Annotated in this window: 10 protein-coding genes; 4 read left to right on the top strand and 6 right to left on the bottom strand. The window is 66.9% G+C overall.

Annotated features, from left to right (window positions below):
- From AC1RTA_RS10620 to AC1RTA_RS10605, 4 genes are all read left to right on the top strand, one after another.
- Positions 1-1,167 (top strand): efflux RND transporter periplasmic adaptor subunit (locus AC1RTA_RS10620; protein WP_492784700.1); only part of this gene is annotated, 1,167 nt, incomplete at its 5' end.
- Between the two features lie 117 nt (positions 1,168-1,284).
- A complete protein-coding gene (locus AC1RTA_RS10615; protein WP_130459584.1) occupies positions 1,285-4,395 on the top strand; it encodes an efflux RND transporter permease subunit in 3,111 nt (1,036 codons plus the stop codon).
- 18 nt (positions 4,396-4,413) lie between these two features.
- The gene (locus AC1RTA_RS10610) at positions 4,414-4,752 is read left to right on the top strand and encodes a P-II family nitrogen regulator (protein WP_014236002.1); all 339 of its coding nucleotides are present in this window, start codon (positions 4,414-4,416) and stop codon (positions 4,750-4,752) included.
- An 83-nt stretch (positions 4,753-4,835) separates the two neighbouring features.
- The gene (locus tag AC1RTA_RS10605) at positions 4,836-7,460 is read left to right on the top strand and encodes a bifunctional diguanylate cyclase/phosphodiesterase (protein WP_492784699.1); all 2,625 of its coding nucleotides are present in this window, start codon (positions 4,836-4,838) and stop codon (positions 7,458-7,460) included.
- On the opposite strand, the gene AC1RTA_RS10600 is transcribed toward AC1RTA_RS10605, so the two are convergent.
- From AC1RTA_RS10600 to AC1RTA_RS10575, 6 genes are all read right to left on the bottom strand, one after another.
- Complete coding sequence (locus AC1RTA_RS10600; RefSeq protein WP_492784698.1) at positions 7,461-8,495, bottom strand: septal ring lytic transglycosylase RlpA family protein; 1,035 nt, start codon at positions 8,493-8,495, stop codon at positions 7,461-7,463.
- A complete protein-coding gene (gene rodA / locus AC1RTA_RS10595) occupies positions 8,492-9,592 on the bottom strand; it encodes a rod shape-determining protein RodA (RefSeq protein WP_492784697.1) in 1,101 nt (366 codons plus the stop codon). Before rodA ends, AC1RTA_RS10600 begins: the two co-directional genes overlap by 4 nt.
- On the bottom strand, positions 9,579-11,480 hold the full coding sequence (gene mrdA / locus AC1RTA_RS10590) for a penicillin-binding protein 2 (protein ID WP_014235998.1): 1,902 nt from the start codon (positions 11,478-11,480) through the stop codon (positions 9,579-9,581). Before mrdA ends, rodA begins: the two co-directional genes overlap by 14 nt.
- Positions 11,481-11,490: 10 nt before the next feature.
- A complete protein-coding gene (gene mreD / locus AC1RTA_RS10585) occupies positions 11,491-12,012 on the bottom strand; it encodes a rod shape-determining protein MreD (RefSeq protein WP_014235997.1) in 522 nt (173 codons plus the stop codon).
- A 3-nt stretch (positions 12,013-12,015) separates the two neighbouring features.
- Complete coding sequence (gene mreC, locus AC1RTA_RS10580) at positions 12,016-12,954, bottom strand: rod shape-determining protein MreC (RefSeq protein WP_014235996.1); 939 nt, start codon at positions 12,952-12,954, stop codon at positions 12,016-12,018.
- Positions 12,955-13,110: 156 nt separating this feature from the next.
- Positions 13,111-14,154 (bottom strand): rod shape-determining protein, encoded by a 1,044-nt coding sequence (locus AC1RTA_RS10575; RefSeq protein WP_014235995.1) that lies wholly within the window; start codon positions 14,152-14,154, stop codon positions 13,111-13,113.
- Between the last annotated feature and the right edge of the window lie 88 nt (positions 14,155-14,242).

The raw sequence follows: 14,242 nt of genomic DNA, 5'->3' as shown, positions 1-14,242 counted from the left end.
TCCCCGCGTAGCGCGCGCCGCCTCGCCCCCGCCTTCACCGCCCTGCTCCTGGCCGCCGGCGTCAGCCTGCTGACGGCCTGCGGCAAGGAGCCTGCCCCGGTCGCCGCCGCCCCCACCGACCCCAATCTGGTGACCGCGCCGGAAGCCCTGCAGGCCCAGCTGAAGCTGGCGCCGGTGGGCAGCGTACCGGTCAGCGAGACCCTGCGCGTGGCCGGCCGCCTGGACTTCGACGAGCAGCGCATCGCCCGCATCGGCGCCACCGTCACCGGCCGTGTCACCCAGATCAGCGGCCAGCTCGGCCATGAGGTGAAGGCCGGCGAGCCCCTGGCCATCATCAACTCCACCGTCCTCGGCGAAGCCCAGCTGACCTTCCTCAAGGCCAACGCCCGGGCCAGCCTGGAACGGAACAACGTGGAGCGGGCCCAGCACCTCTTCGCCGCCGACGTCATCGGCAAGGCCGAACTGCAGCGCCGGGAAAGCGAAGCCGCCGTGACCCAGGCCGAACGCCAGGCGGCGGAAGACCAGCTGCGGGTGCTGGGCATGGCGCCCCGGGACATCGCCTCCCTCGCCAGCCGCGGCACCATCAACTCCCTCACCCCGGTGGTGGCCAGCATTCCCGGCACCCTGGTGGAACGCAAGGTGACCCAGGGCCAGGTGGTGGAACCGGCCGACGCCCTGTTCACCGTGGCCGACCTTTCCCGCCTGTGGGCCGTGGCCGACGTGCCGGAACAGCAGGCCGCCCTGGTGCGCACCGGCCAGTCGGTGGAACTGGACATTCCCTCCCTGGCCGGCGAAAAGCTCACCGGCCGGCTGATCTACATCAGCGACACCCTCAACCCGGAAACCCGCACCGTTCTGGTGCGCACCGAAGTGGAAAACCCGGACCGCCGCCTCAAGCCGGCCATGCTGGCCACCATGCTCATCGCCGGCAAGGCCATGCCCAAGCTGGCCGTGCCCGCCGCCGCCGTGGTGCGGGAGGACAACAACGAGCACGTCTTCGTCCAGGTCGCCCCCGGCCAGTACCGCCTGACCCCGGTCATCCTCGGCGCCGAAGCCGGCGGCGTGCGGCCGGTGCAGTCCGGCCTCAAGGAAGGCGAAGTGGTGGTGGTGGAAGGCGCCTTCCACCTCAACAACGAACGCAAGCGCAAGGAGCTGGAGGGCAGCTGAGCCCCGGCTCCGGTTTTCACAGGCAGCATCGCCACAACGCAGTAAAGACGCCACTCTTCACATACATATGCTGGAGAGTGGCTTGCTGATTGCCTTTCCGGGCATCGAAGGAATGTCATGATCGAATCTCTGATTCGCGCCGCCCTCAAACAACGCCTGATCGTCGTCGTCATCGCCGTCGCCCTGCTGGTGTTCGGCCTCAACGCCGCGCGCAAGCTGTCGGTGGATGCCTTCCCCGACGTCACCAACATCCAGGTGCAGATCGCCACCGAGGCCCCCGGCCGCTCGCCGGAGGAGGTGGAGCGCTTCGCCACGGTGCCCCTGGAAATCGCCATGACCGGCCTGCCCGGCCTGACGGAGATGCGTTCCCTGAACAAGCCGGGCCTCTCCCTCATCACCCTGGTGTTCACCGACAGCACCAACGTCTACTTCGCCCGCCAGCTGGTCATGGAACGCCTGCTGGAAGTGGGTTCGCGCCTGCCCGAGGGCATCACCCCGGTGCTCGGCCCCGTCTCCACCGGCCTCGGCGAGATCTACCAGTACACCCTGGAGCGGCCCGACGACGGTGAGCGGGCCCTGACCCCGGAGGAGCTGACCCAGCGCCGCGTCGCCCAGGACTGGGTGGTGCGCCCCCTGCTGCGCTCCATTTCCGGCGTCGCCGAAATCAACTCCCAGGGTGGCTTCGTCAAGCAGTACCAGGTGCTGGTGAACCCGGACAAGCTGCGCCACTTCAAGCTCACCGTGGCCGACGTGTACCAGGCCGTGGGCCGCAACAACGCCAACTCCGGCGGCGGCGTGCTGCCCCACTACGCCGAGCAGTACCTGATCCGCGGCGTGGGCCTGGTGCGGGACCTGGACGACATCCGCTCCATCGTGCTGAAGGAGCGGGACGGGGTGCCGGTGTACATCCGCGACGTGGCCACGGTGGACCTGGGCCATGCGGTGCGCGAGGGCGCCCTGGTGAAGAACGGCGTCACCGAATCCGTGGGCGGCGTGGTGATGATGCTGGCCGGCGGCAACGCCAAGCAGATCGTCGGCCGCATCCAGGAGCGGGTGAAGGAGATCAACGACAAGGACATGCTGCCCGGCGGCCTCAAGATCGTGCCCTACTACGACCGCTCCGAGCTGGTGGACGCGGCCCTGTGGACCGTGACCAAGGTGCTGATCGAAGGCGTCTTCCTGGTGGTGGTGGTGCTACTGCTGTTCCTCGGCGACCTGCGCTCCTCCATCATCGTCGTCGCCACCCTGGTGCTGACGCCCCTGCTCACCTTCATGGCCATGAACCAGATCAACCTCTCGGCCAACCTGATGTCCCTGGGAGGCCTGGCCATTGCCATCGGCCTCATGGTGGACGGCTCGGTGGTGGTGGTGGAAAACGCCTTCGCCTACCTGGGGCGCAAGGCGGAAACGGGGGAATCGCGCATCCGCATCATCTTCAACGCGGTCAAGGAAGTGGCGACGCCGGTGATCTTCGGCGTCGGCATCATCATCCTGGTGTTCCTGCCCCTGATGACCCTGCAGGGCATGGAGGGCAAGATGTTCGCCCCCCTCGCCTACACCATCGCCATCGCCCTGGCCGTCTCCCTGGTGCTGTCCCTGACCCTGTCGCCGGTGCTCTGCTCCTACCTCTTGAAGGTGCCGCCTGGCCAGGGCGACCACGACACCCGGGCCATCGCCGCCATGAAGAAGCCCTACCTGAAGATGCTCAACTGGTCCCTGGCCAACGGCAAGAAGACGGTGACCCTGTGCGTCGGCGTCTTCGTCGCCACCCTGGCCATCCTGCCCTTCCTCGGCACCGCCTTCATCCCGGAGATGAAGGAAGGCTCCGTGGTGCCGGGCATCAACCGGGTGCCCAACATTTCCCTGGATGAATCCATCAAGATGGAAATGCAGGCCATGAAGCTGGTGATGGAAGTGCCGGGGGTCAAGTCCGCCGTCTCCGGCGTCGGCCGCGGCGAATCGCCGGCCGACCCCCAGGGCCCCAACGAATCCACCCCCATCGTCAGCCTCAAGCCGCGCAGCGAATGGCCCTCCGGCTGGAACCAGGACGACATCGCCGAGGCCATGCGCGACAAGCTGAAGGCCCTGCCCGGGGTGCAGATCGTCATGGCCCAGCCCATCTCCGACCGGGTGGACGAAATGGTCACCGGGGTCCGTTCCGACATCGCCGTCAAGGTTTTCGGCGACGATCTGGACACCCTGAAGAAGAAGGCCGAGGAAATCGCCAAGGTGGCCCAGTCCATCCAGGGCGCCCAGGACATGCGGGTGGAGCGCATCTCCGGCCAGCAGTACCTGATCATCGAGATCGACCGTCAGGCTATCGCCCGCCTCGGCCTCAACGCCGCCGACGTGCACGACGTGATCGAGACCGCCATCGGCGGCAAGGTGGCCACCGACGTCTATGAAGGCGAACGCCGCTTCTCCGCCACCGTGCGCCTGCCCAAGGAATTCCGCAACGACGTGGAAGCCATCCGCCACATCCTGGTCAGCGCCCCCGGCGGCGCCCAGGTACCCCTGGAAGCCCTGGCGGAGATCCGCCTGGCCGACGGTCCGGCCCAGATCAGCCGGGAGACGGCCAAGCGCCGCATCGTGGTCGGCGTGAACGTGAAGGACCGGGACCTGGGCAGCTTCGTCGCCGAACTGCAGCAGAAGGTGGCGGAGAAGATCAAGCTGCCGGAAGGCTACTACCTGGAGTGGGGCGGCCAGTTCCAGAACATGGAGCGGGCCCTGGGGCACCTCACCATCATCATCCCCATCACCATCGGCGCCATCTTCTTCCTGCTGTTCCTGCTCTTCAATTCGCTGCGCATGGCCAGCCTCATCATCCTGGTGCTGCCCTTCGCCTCCATCGGCGGCATCATCGGCCTGGCGGTGACCGGCGAGTACCTCTCGGTGCCGGCCTCGGTGGGCTTCATCGCCCTGTGGGGCATCGCCGTGCTCAACGGGGTGGTGCTGGTATCCTATATCCGCAGCCTGCGCCAGGAAGGCGCCAGCCTTGACGAAGCGGTGACCAAGGGCGCCATCCTGCGCTTCCGCCCGGTGATGATGACGGCGACGGTGGCCATGCTCGGCCTCATTCCCTTCCTCTTCGCCACCGGCCCCGGTTCCGAAGTGCAGCGCCCCCTGGCCATCGTGGTCATCGGCGGCCTCATCACCTGCACCCTGCTGACCCTGGTGGTGTTGCCCACCCTCTACCGCTGGTTCGACGAAGAACCGGTGGAAGCCTAACTGTAAGGAGACGCACCGATGAAGGAAATCAAGGCCGTAGTGCGCCCCAACAAGCTGCCCGCCCTGCGCGAGGCCCTGCGGGACATCCCGGGCTTTCCCGGCATGACGGTGAGCAAGGCGGAGGGCTGCAGCGCGCCTTCCCGCCACGTGCCGCACAACATCAAGGAAGAGCTGACCGACTACACCCCCAAGGTGCGCATCGAGATCATCGCCGACGACGACCTGGCCACGGTGATCGTGGACCGCATCATCGCCGTCTCCCAGACCGGCCAGATCGGCGACGGCCTGGTGTGGGTGACGCCGGTGGACCGGGCCGCCTTCATCTTCAAGACCATGCCGGGCAAGGATTCCATCTGAACCCGGCGCCGGGTTGATTTGATCCAGCGCAAGGCAGATTTCACGATGCGGCAGGCATCATGGGGTGATGGAGGTAGTCGCCGATGCCGTTTCCCCCCCATCCCCCCTGGCCAGCTTTTCCCGAGACAGAGCAGTGCGCCGCCGGCCCCCGGCCGGATGCACCGTCCCGGGCTGCCTGGCTGGAGCGCCTGAGCCGGGCCGAGTTTCTGGCCCAGGCCGGGCTGGAGGAAATTTACCCCTACCTCACCGAAACCGCCGCCCGGCTGCTCGGCGTGGACCGGGTCGGCATCTGGCTGTTCGACGACAGCCAGCGCACCATCCGCTGCGCCGATCTCTTTGAACGGGCCGGCGGCAGCCACAGCAGCGGCCAGCGCCTGCAGGAAGCCGACTGCCCGGCCTACTTCGCCGCCCTGGAAAGCGGCGAGCCCATCGTCGCCGACGACGCCCTGCACCACCCGGCCACCCGGGACCTCAACGAAGCCTACCTGACGCCCCATGGCATCGGCGCCCTGCTCGACTACCCGGTGCGCCAGCAAGGGCGCCTGGCCGGCGTTCTCTGCCACGAGCAGGCGGGGCCGGCCCGGCCCTGGAACGAGGAACAGCGCCTGCTGGGCGTGGCCCTGGCCAACCTGGTGAGCCTGGCCCTGGAGCACGCGGCCCTGCGCCAGAGCCAGGCCCAGTTGCACTCCCTGGAGGAGCGCTACCTGCGCCTGCTGGAGTTCTGTCCCACGGGCATCATCCATTACGACACCGAGTTGCACATCACCTACAGCAACCAGCAGTTCGCCAACATCATCGGCGTCCCCCTGGAGCGGCTGCAGGACCTGGACATGGCCAAGCTGCAGGACCAGCGCCCCCTGCCGGCCCTGGCGGCAGTGCTGGAGGGCCGCACCGGGCGCTTCGAGGGCGAATACCGCGCCAGCCTCAGCGGGCGCCAGCTGTGGGTTTCCCTGGTGGCGGCGCCGGTGCTGGACCAAGGCGGCCAGCTGCTGGGGGGCATCGCCATCGTCGAGGACGCCACCGAGCGCAAGCGCGCCGAACTGCAACTGCGCCAGCTCTCCCGGGCGGTGGAGCAGAGCCCGGCCACCATCGTCATCACCGACACCAACGGCGTCATCGAGTACGTCAATCCCAAGTTCACCCGCACCACCGGCTACAGCGCCGAGGAGGCGGTGGGCCTCAAGCCCAGCGTGCTCAAGTCCGGCGAGACGCCCCTGGAGGTGTACCAGGAGCTGTGGTCCACCATCGCCAGCGGCGGCCAATGGGAAGGGGTGTTCCACAACCGGCGGCGCAACGGCGAGCTGTACTGGGAACACGCCACCATCTCCCCCATCACCGACGACAACCAGCGCATCACCCATTTCGTTGCGGTGAAGGAGGACATCACGGAAAAGCGTCGGCAGGAGGACCGCATCCACCAGCTGGCCTATTTCGACGAACTCACCGGCCTGCCCAACCGCACCCTGCTGCACGACCGGGTCAGCCAGTGCCTGGCCGCCGCCGAGCGGGAACAGGAGACCCTGGCCCTGCTTTTCATCGACCTGGACAATTTCAAGACGGTGAACGATTCCCTCGGCCACTTCACCGGCGACCGCCTGCTGCAGTCCGTGGCCCAGCGCCTCAAGGGCTGCGTACGGGATTCGGACACGGTGTCGCGCCTGGGCGGCGACGAGTTCGTGGTGGTGCTGGCCGACGCCCAGCTGGACGGGGCCTCCCAGGTGGCGCGCAAGATCATCGACCGGGTGGGCCAGCCCTTCGTCATCGACGGCCATCAGCTCACCGTCACCCCCTCCATCGGCATCAGCCTCTTTCCCCACGACGCCCGGGACTTCCAGAGCCTGCTGAAGAACGCCGACACGGCCATGTACCAGGCCAAGGAATCGGGGCGCAACGCCTACCAGTTCTTCACCGCCGAAATGAACGTGCTGGCCTTCGAGCGCCTGGTGCTGGAGAACGCCCTGCGCCAGGCGGTGGAGCGGCAGGAATTCGTGCTGCACTACCAGCCCCAGGTGGACATGGGCAGCGGCCGGGTCATCGGCGCCGAGGCCCTGGTGCGCTGGCTGCACCCGGAGCTGGGCATGGTGCCACCGGCCCGTTTCATTCCCGTGGCCGAGGATTCGGGCCTCATCGGCGCCATCGGCGACTGGGTGCTGTACGAGGCCTGCCGTCAGAACCGGGCCTGGCAGGAGGCCGGCCTGCCGGCCATCCCCGTGGCGGTGAACCTCTCGGCGGTGCAGCTGCGCCAGAGCGAGCTGCACGAGAGCGTGGCCGAGCTGCTGCGCCGCACCGGCCTGGAATCGCGCTACCTGGAACTGGAACTGACGGAACGCACGGTGATGGAGGATGCGGAAGCCACGGTGCGCTGCCTGCGCCGCCTGGACGAAATGGGGGTGATGCTGTCCATCGACGACTTCGGCACCGGCTATTCCAGCCTCTCCTACCTGAAGCGTTTTCCCATCGACAAACTGAAGATCGACCAGAGTTTCGTCCGCGACATCGTTGCCGATGCGGACGACCAGGCCATCGCCGTGGCCATCATCAGCATGGGCCACAGCCTGCGCCTGCGGGTCATCGCCGAGGGGGTGGAAACCGCGGAGCAGCTGGAGATCCTGCACCGCCACGGCTGCGACGAGGCCCAGGGCTTCCACTTCGGCCGCCCCATGGCGGCGGACGAGTTCGCCGCCTACCTCGCCAGGCGCAACGCCTGATCAGCGGGTGACGAAGGTGGGCTTGAAGCCCAGGGCCAGGCGGATGCGCTCGGCCACCTTGTCCGCCTCCATGCGGTCCCGGTAGGGGCCGACGTGGATGCGGTGCATGCCGCCCTTGCTCTGGATCTGGATGGCGTCGGTGAGCCAGTCCAGTTCCCGGGCCAGCTTGGCCTTCAGGCTTTCCGCATTGTCCTGGCTGGAGAAGGCGCCAAGCTGCAGGAAGACGTTGCCGACGCCGGCGGCGGCAGCCGGGGCGGGTGCCGGTGCGGCGGCCGGCTCGTCCTGGGCCTGGGCCGCCATGGCCATTTCGGCGATGGGGTCCCGCTCCTCCCGCACCGGCGCCGGGCGGGCTTCCTGGCGTGCCGTCTGGCGCTTGATGGCGGCCACTTCCAGGGCCGGCGCAGCGGCATAGATGGCGCCGGGTTCGAGGACGATGGATTCCACTTCCACCGCGGTGCTGCCGTTGGCCACGTAGCCGAGGCGGTAGGCGGCGGTAAAGGAGAGGTCGATCACCCGGTCGGCATGGAAGGGGCCCCGGTCGGTGATGCGCACGATGACCGACTTGCCGGTGGCCACGTTGGTGACCCGGGCGTAGGAGGGAATGGCCAGGGTCGGGTGGGCCGCGGTCATGGCGAACATGTCGTAGGGCTCGCCGATGGAGGTCTTCTGGCCGTGGAATTTCTTGCCATACCAGCTGCCGATGCCGCGCACCTTGTAGGGCTGGAGCCGGGTCATGGGCACGTATTCCTTGCCCAGCACCACGTAGGGCCTGTTGGCGAAGCGGTGCAGGGGCTCCCAGCGGGGCTCGGCGTCGGGAATGTCGTCGATGTTCTCGGGAATTTCCTCGGGCAGGCCGTCGTCCTTGTAGAAACCGCCACCCCGGCGGGCCAGGGGATTGGGCTTCATGCCGCTCTTGGCCGGCGGCCGGGCACCGGCCTCCGGCGCCCGCTCGAGGCGCGGCGCCGGGCCGCCGCAGGCCGCCAGCAGGGTCAGCAGGAAGGCGCCGCACAGGCCCGGCAGGAGAGAACGCTTCATTTCTTCACCAGCATGCGATGGGTGTGGATGCTCATCAGGATACCGAGGCCGAGGAACAGGGTCACCAGGGCCGTGCCGCCGTAGCTGACGAAGGGCAGGGGCACCCCCACCACCGGCAGGATGCCGCTCACCATGCCCATGTTGACGAAGGCGTAGGTGAAGAAATTGAGGGAGATGGCGCCGGCCAGGAGGCGCGACGACAGGGTCGGGGCATTGGCGGCGATCATCATGCAGCGGCCGATGAGCAGCAGGTAGAGGACCAGCAGCACCAGGTTGCCGATCAGGCCCCATTCCTCGGAGAAGACCGCGAAAATGAAGTCGGTGTGCTTTTCCGGGATGAACTCCAGGTGGGTCTGGGTGCCATTGAGCCAGCCCTTGCCGATAATGCCGCCGGAGCCGATGGCGATGGTGGACTGGATGATGTGGTAGCCCGTCCCCAAAGGATCGGAGGTGGGGTCGATGAGGGTCAGGATGCGCTTGCGCTGGTAGTCGTGCAGCATGGTCCAGGCGAAGGGCGCGGCAGCGGCGCCGGCGGCGATGAGGCCGACGATGACCTTCCACGACAGGCCGGCGAAGAAGATGACATAGAAGCCGGCGGCCAGCACCAGGATGGCGGTGCCCAGGTCCGGCTGCTTGATGATGAAGGCCACCGGCACCAGCAGCAGCATGGAGGCCGTGGCGTAATGACGCCAGCGCAGGGCAGCCTCGTGTTTGTGGAAGTACCAGGCCAGCATCAGGGGCATGGCGATCTTCATGATCTCGGAGGGCTGGATGCGGGTGACGCCGACATGCAGCCAGCGTCGGGCCCCGTTCACCTTGATGCCGAACAGCCACACCGCCAGCAGCAGGATCACCCCCAGCACGTAGAGGGGCACGGCGAAGCGCAGCAGCTTCTGGGGCGGCACCTGGGCCACCATCCACATCACGGAAAAGGCGATCAGCAGGTTCACCGCCTGGGGCCCCATGCGGCTCAGGCCGATGTAGGTGGCGGAATAGACGGTGGCGGTGCCGATGCCCAGGATCACCAGGGCAATGGTCAGCAGGGGGCCGTCCAGGTGCTCGATGGCCTTGTACCAGTAGCGCCTAATGGCCTCCATCGTCGCCCTCCTCGTCCTCGTTGGCCGGGCCCTTGGGCACCTTGCCGAGGATGTAGTAGTCCAGCACCATGCGCGCGATGGGGGCGGCGGCGGCGGCGCCGAAACCGCCGTTCTCCACGATCACAGCCAGGGCGATCTTGGGCTGCTCCGCCGGGGCGTAGGCGATGAACAGGGAGTGGTCGCGCAGGTGGTGCTTGGTGGCGCCCTCCACGTACTTCTCGCCCTTCAGGCTGAACACCTGGGCGGTACCGGTCTTGCCGGCGGATTCGTAGCCGGCACCGGCGAAGGCCCGGGCCCCGGTACCGGCCTTGTTCACGCCGACCATGGCGTTCTTGATCACCGCCAGGTGTTCCGGCTTGAGCTTGAGGTCGCGGATGGGCTGGGGCTCCACCATGGTCTTCTCGCCGCTGCGGCTGTTGGTGATGTACTTCACCAGATGGGGCCGGTACATGACCCCGTCGTTGGCGATGGTGGCCACCGCCTGGGCCAGCTGGATCGGCGTGTAGGCGTTGTAGCCCTGGCCGATGCCGATGGAGATGGTTTCCCCGGCATACCATTTCTGGTGCTCCGGCTTCTTGAAGCGGCGCTTCTTCCAGGCCTGGGAGGGCAGCACGCCCTCGCTCTCACCCTGGATGTCCACCCCGGTGCGCTGGCCCAGGCCCAGCTGGCCCATGAAGGCGGCGATGTTGTCGATGCCCATGTCGTTGGCCAGGATGTAGTAGTAGGTGTCGCAGGATTCGACGATGGACTTGTACATGTCCACCATGCCGTGGCCGCCCTTCTTGTCGTCCCGGAACTGGTGGCCGCCGAAGTTGAAATAGCCCGGATCGGCGATGGCCTGGGAGGGGGTGCGCTTGCCCTGGACCAGGGCCGCCAGGGCCATGAAGGGCTTGAAGGTGGAACCGGGCGGATAGGCCGAGTAGATGGCCCGGTTGAGCAGGGGCTTGTCCGGGTCGGTGTTGAGGCCGTCCCAGTCGTCGCCGCGGATGCCGTCCACGAACAGGTTGGGGTCGTAGGTGGGCTTGGAGACCAGGGCCAGGATGCCGCCGGTGGACGGTTCGATGGCCACCAGGGCACCGCGGCGGCTGCCGAAGGCCTGCTCGGTGATCTCCTGCAGCTTGGAGTCCAGGGTCAGGGACAGGTTGTTGCCGGACACCGGCGCCGTGCGCGACAGCACCCGCACCGCCCGGCCACCCGCATCCACTTCCACTTCCTCGTAGCCCGTCTCGCCGTGCAGCTGGAACTCGTAGTTCTGCTCCAGGCCGGCCTTGCCGATGTGCTCGGTGCCCTTGTAGTTGGGCGTTTGCTCGGCGTTGTCGATGGTCTCCAGATCCTTGTCGTTGATCCGGCCCATGTAGCCCAGGGCATGGGAAGCCACGTCCCCCAGAGGATACTGGCGGAACAGCCGGGCCTTCACCTCGACGCCGGGGAAACGGTAGCGGTTGGCGGCGAAGCGGGCCACCTCGTCGTCGGAAAGGCGGGTGCGGATGGGGATGGACTCGAAGTTCTTCGACTCCTCCATCAGTTTCTTGAAGCGCTTCCTGTCCTTGGGCGTGATAGGGATCAGGGTGCCGATCTGCTCGATCACCGTCTCCAGGTCTTCCTGCAGGCGGGAGGGGGTGATTTCCAGGGTGAAGGCGGAATAGTTGCGGGCCATCACCACCCCGTTGCGGTCCACGATCAGGCCCCGGTTGGGGATGATGGGCACCAGGGAAATGCGGTTCTCTTCGGCCCGGGTGGAGTAGTAGTCGTGCTTCACCACCTGCAGCCAGAAGAAACGGGCGAAGAGGATGACGAAGCACAGCAGCACCATGCCGGCGGCGAAGCCAAGGCGGAAGCGGAACTGCTCCTGTTCCCGGTCCGAACTGCTGAGGTCGGTATAGCGCATGGCCTGCTGCTTAGATGGGGCGGTTCTCGTCCCGCTCCACGGGCTGGTACTGGGGCAGGAGCAGGACGTAGGTGGCGGGAACCCAGAGCAGGGCCGCCACCAGGGGGCCGATCAGGTAGCCGAAGCCGGGGAAGGCAGCGCCGGTGGCCATGCGGGCGGCAAGCTGCAGGACCTGCACCATGAACAACAGGGGAAAGACCTGCAGCGCCTGCTGCAGCAGGGGAAACCACAGGATGCGGCGGGACAGGCTGGAGGCGATGTAGCTCATCAGCACGTAGGCCAGGGCGTGCTGGCCCATGAGGCTGCCGTCGGCCACGTCCATGGCCAGGCCCAGGATGAAGGACCAGCCCATGCTTACCTTGCGGAATTCGCGCACGCTCCAGAAGCACAGCACCAGGGCCACCCAGTCGGGCACCCCGGGCCAGTGGGCGGTGGGCATCAGATTGAGCAGCAGGGCCAGCACCAGGGTCAGGGTGATGAACCAGGGACGGACCGGCAGCAGGATGCGGGAGGAGGTAAAGGTCGGCTGCATGACTTAGTTCCCGACGCTGCGCTTGATGCGGCGCACCTTGGAGGAGGCAGGCTTGTCACCTTCGGCCGGGGTGGCAGAGGCCTCGGCCGGCCGGGGCGGCAGGGCCTCCCGCGGGTTGAGGATCATCACTTCGCCGAAATGCTCGACCCCGGCCACCGGGACGCAGATGATGCGGGCGAAGGAGTAGGTGGTGTCCCGCTCCATGTGCACCACCTTGGCCACCGGGAAGCCGGCGGGGAAGATGCCGTCCAGGCCCGAGGTCACCAGCACGTCGCCGTTCTGCACGTCGGCGTTGGCCGGCATGTAGCGTAGCTCCAGCTGGCCGTTGCCGAGGCCGAAGACGACGGAGCGCAGGCCGCTGCGCACCACCTGCACGGGCACGGCCTGGTCCTTGTCGGTGATCAGGGTGATTTCGGAAAGCAGGGGATAGACCCGGGTCACCTGGCCGATGACGCCCAGGTGGTCCACCACCGGCTGGCCGGCCAGCACGTTGTCCTGCATGCCCTTGTCCACGATGACGCGGCGGGAGAAGGGGTCCCGGGCGGCATAGAGGATCTGGGCCAGCTGGCCGCCGGTGGGCAGGCGCTCCTTGACCCCCAGCAGCTCGCGCAGGTGGCGGTTCTCCGCCTCCAGGTGCTGGTGCCGCTGCAGGATGGTGGCCGCCTCCAGCTGGGTATGCTTGAGCTGGTCGTTTTCCTTCTGCAGGGAGATCAGGCTGGCGAAATACTCGTCCACCTGGGAGAAGCCCTTGGAGGGCGCATGGGCCAGCATCTGCAGGGGAGTGGTGAACACCGCCACGCCCTGGCGTACCCATTCCAGGTAATGGAACTTGTGGTCCAGCACCATCAGGGAGATGGAGAGGCCCAGATAGAGGGAGAGCAGGGCCAGGGGAGCCGGGCCGCGCTTGAAGAATGGCGGTGGAGAGTGGTCGATGCCGGCCACGTCAGACTTTCCGGGGGGTTACATGACCGCGCCGCGAAGGCTGCGGAAAAAACCAAGCCCCGGCACTGGCCGGGGCGGTGGTGGGAAGGGAGGAGAGCGGGGTGTCGGGGATCGGCTGGCGTTCCCGTTCCATGCTCATCCTCACCCGGTGCGGCCTTACTCGGAGGCGAAGATGCTGCCGAGCTTATCCATCTTTTCCAGCGCCATGCCGGAGCCGCGCACCACGCAGGTCAGCGGGTCCTCGGCGACGATCACGGGCAGGCCGGTCTCTTCCATCAGCAGACGGTCCAGATCCCGCAGCAGGGCGCCGCCGCCGGTCAGGACCATGCCCTTCTCGGCGATGTCCGCGCCCAGTTCGGGCGGGGTCTGTTCCAGGGCGCTCTTCACGGCGGAGACGATCTGGTTCAGGGGATCAGTCAGGGCTTCCAGGATTTCGTTGGAGGAAATGGTGAAGCTGCGGGGGATGCCCTCGGCCAGGTTGCGGCCCTTCACTTCCATTTCCTTCACTTCGGAGCCGGGGAAGGCGGAGCCGATTTCCTTCTTGATGTTCTCGGCGGTGGTCTCGCCGATCAGCATGCCGTAGTTGCGGCGGATGTAGTTGATGATGGCTTCGTCGAACTTGTCGCCGCCCACCCGCACGGAACCGGCATAGACCATGCCGCCCAGGGAGATGACGCCCACTTCGGTGGTGCCGCCGCCGATGTCCACCACCATGGAGCCGGTGGCGTCGGCCACGGGCAGGCCGGCACCGATGGCCGCGGCCATGGGCTCCTCGATCAGGTACACCTGGGAGGCGCCGGCGCCGATGGCGGATTCGCGGATGGCGCGACGTTCCACCTGGGTGGAGCCGCAGGGCACGCAGATGATGATGCGCGGCGAGGGGGAGAACATGCGGGAATCGTGGACCTTCTTGATGAACTGCTTGAGCATCTGCTCGGTCACGGTGAAGTCCGCGATCACGCCGTCCTTCATGGGGCGGATGGCGGTGATGGAGCCGGGGGTCTTGCCGAGCATCTGCTTGGCTTCCTTGCCGACTGCCTGAATGGTTTTCTTGGCGTTGGGTCCGCCTTCGAGGCGGATGGCGACCACAGAGGGTTCGTCGAGAACGATGCCCTGACCGCGCACGTAGATCAGCGTGTTGGCGGTGCCCAGGTCGATGGCCAGGTCGTTGGAGAAGTAGCTGCGGAGAAAGCCGAACATGGGGTATTGAATCCGTAAAACAGCGGGGAGAAGGGGATTTATGATACCTTATATCGCTTTGCAGCATAAGTTTTTGCCTAGAATTTAA

Source organism: Azospira sp. MPR-E4, from assembly GCF_058809645.1.
This window is presented reverse-complemented; position numbering and strand designations above follow the sequence as displayed.

Bases quoted from the DNA above. Each gene is read 5' to 3' on its own strand.
- AC1RTA_RS10605 (WP_492784699.1), top strand. From the start codon at position 4,836: ATGCCGTTTCCCCCCCATCCCCCCTGGCCAGCTTTTCCCGAGACAGAG.
- AC1RTA_RS10615 (WP_130459584.1), top strand. From the start codon at position 1,285: ATGATCGAATCTCTGATTCGCGCCGCCCTCAAACAACGCCTGATCGTC.
- mreD (WP_014235997.1), bottom strand. From the start codon at position 12,012: ATGCAGCCGACCTTTACCTCCTCCCGCATCCTGCTGCCGGTCCGTCCC.
- rodA (WP_492784697.1), bottom strand. From the start codon at position 9,592: ATGGAGGCCATTAGGCGCTACTGGTACAAGGCCATCGAGCACCTGGAC.
- AC1RTA_RS10575 (WP_014235995.1), bottom strand. From the start codon at position 14,154: ATGTTCGGCTTTCTCCGCAGCTACTTCTCCAACGACCTGGCCATCGAC.
- AC1RTA_RS10600 (WP_492784698.1), bottom strand. From the start codon at position 8,495: ATGAAGCGTTCTCTCCTGCCGGGCCTGTGCGGCGCCTTCCTGCTGACC.
- mrdA (WP_014235998.1), bottom strand. From the start codon at position 11,480: ATGCGCTATACCGACCTCAGCAGTTCGGACCGGGAACAGGAGCAGTTC.
- AC1RTA_RS10610 (WP_014236002.1), top strand. From the start codon at position 4,414: ATGAAGGAAATCAAGGCCGTAGTGCGCCCCAACAAGCTGCCCGCCCTG.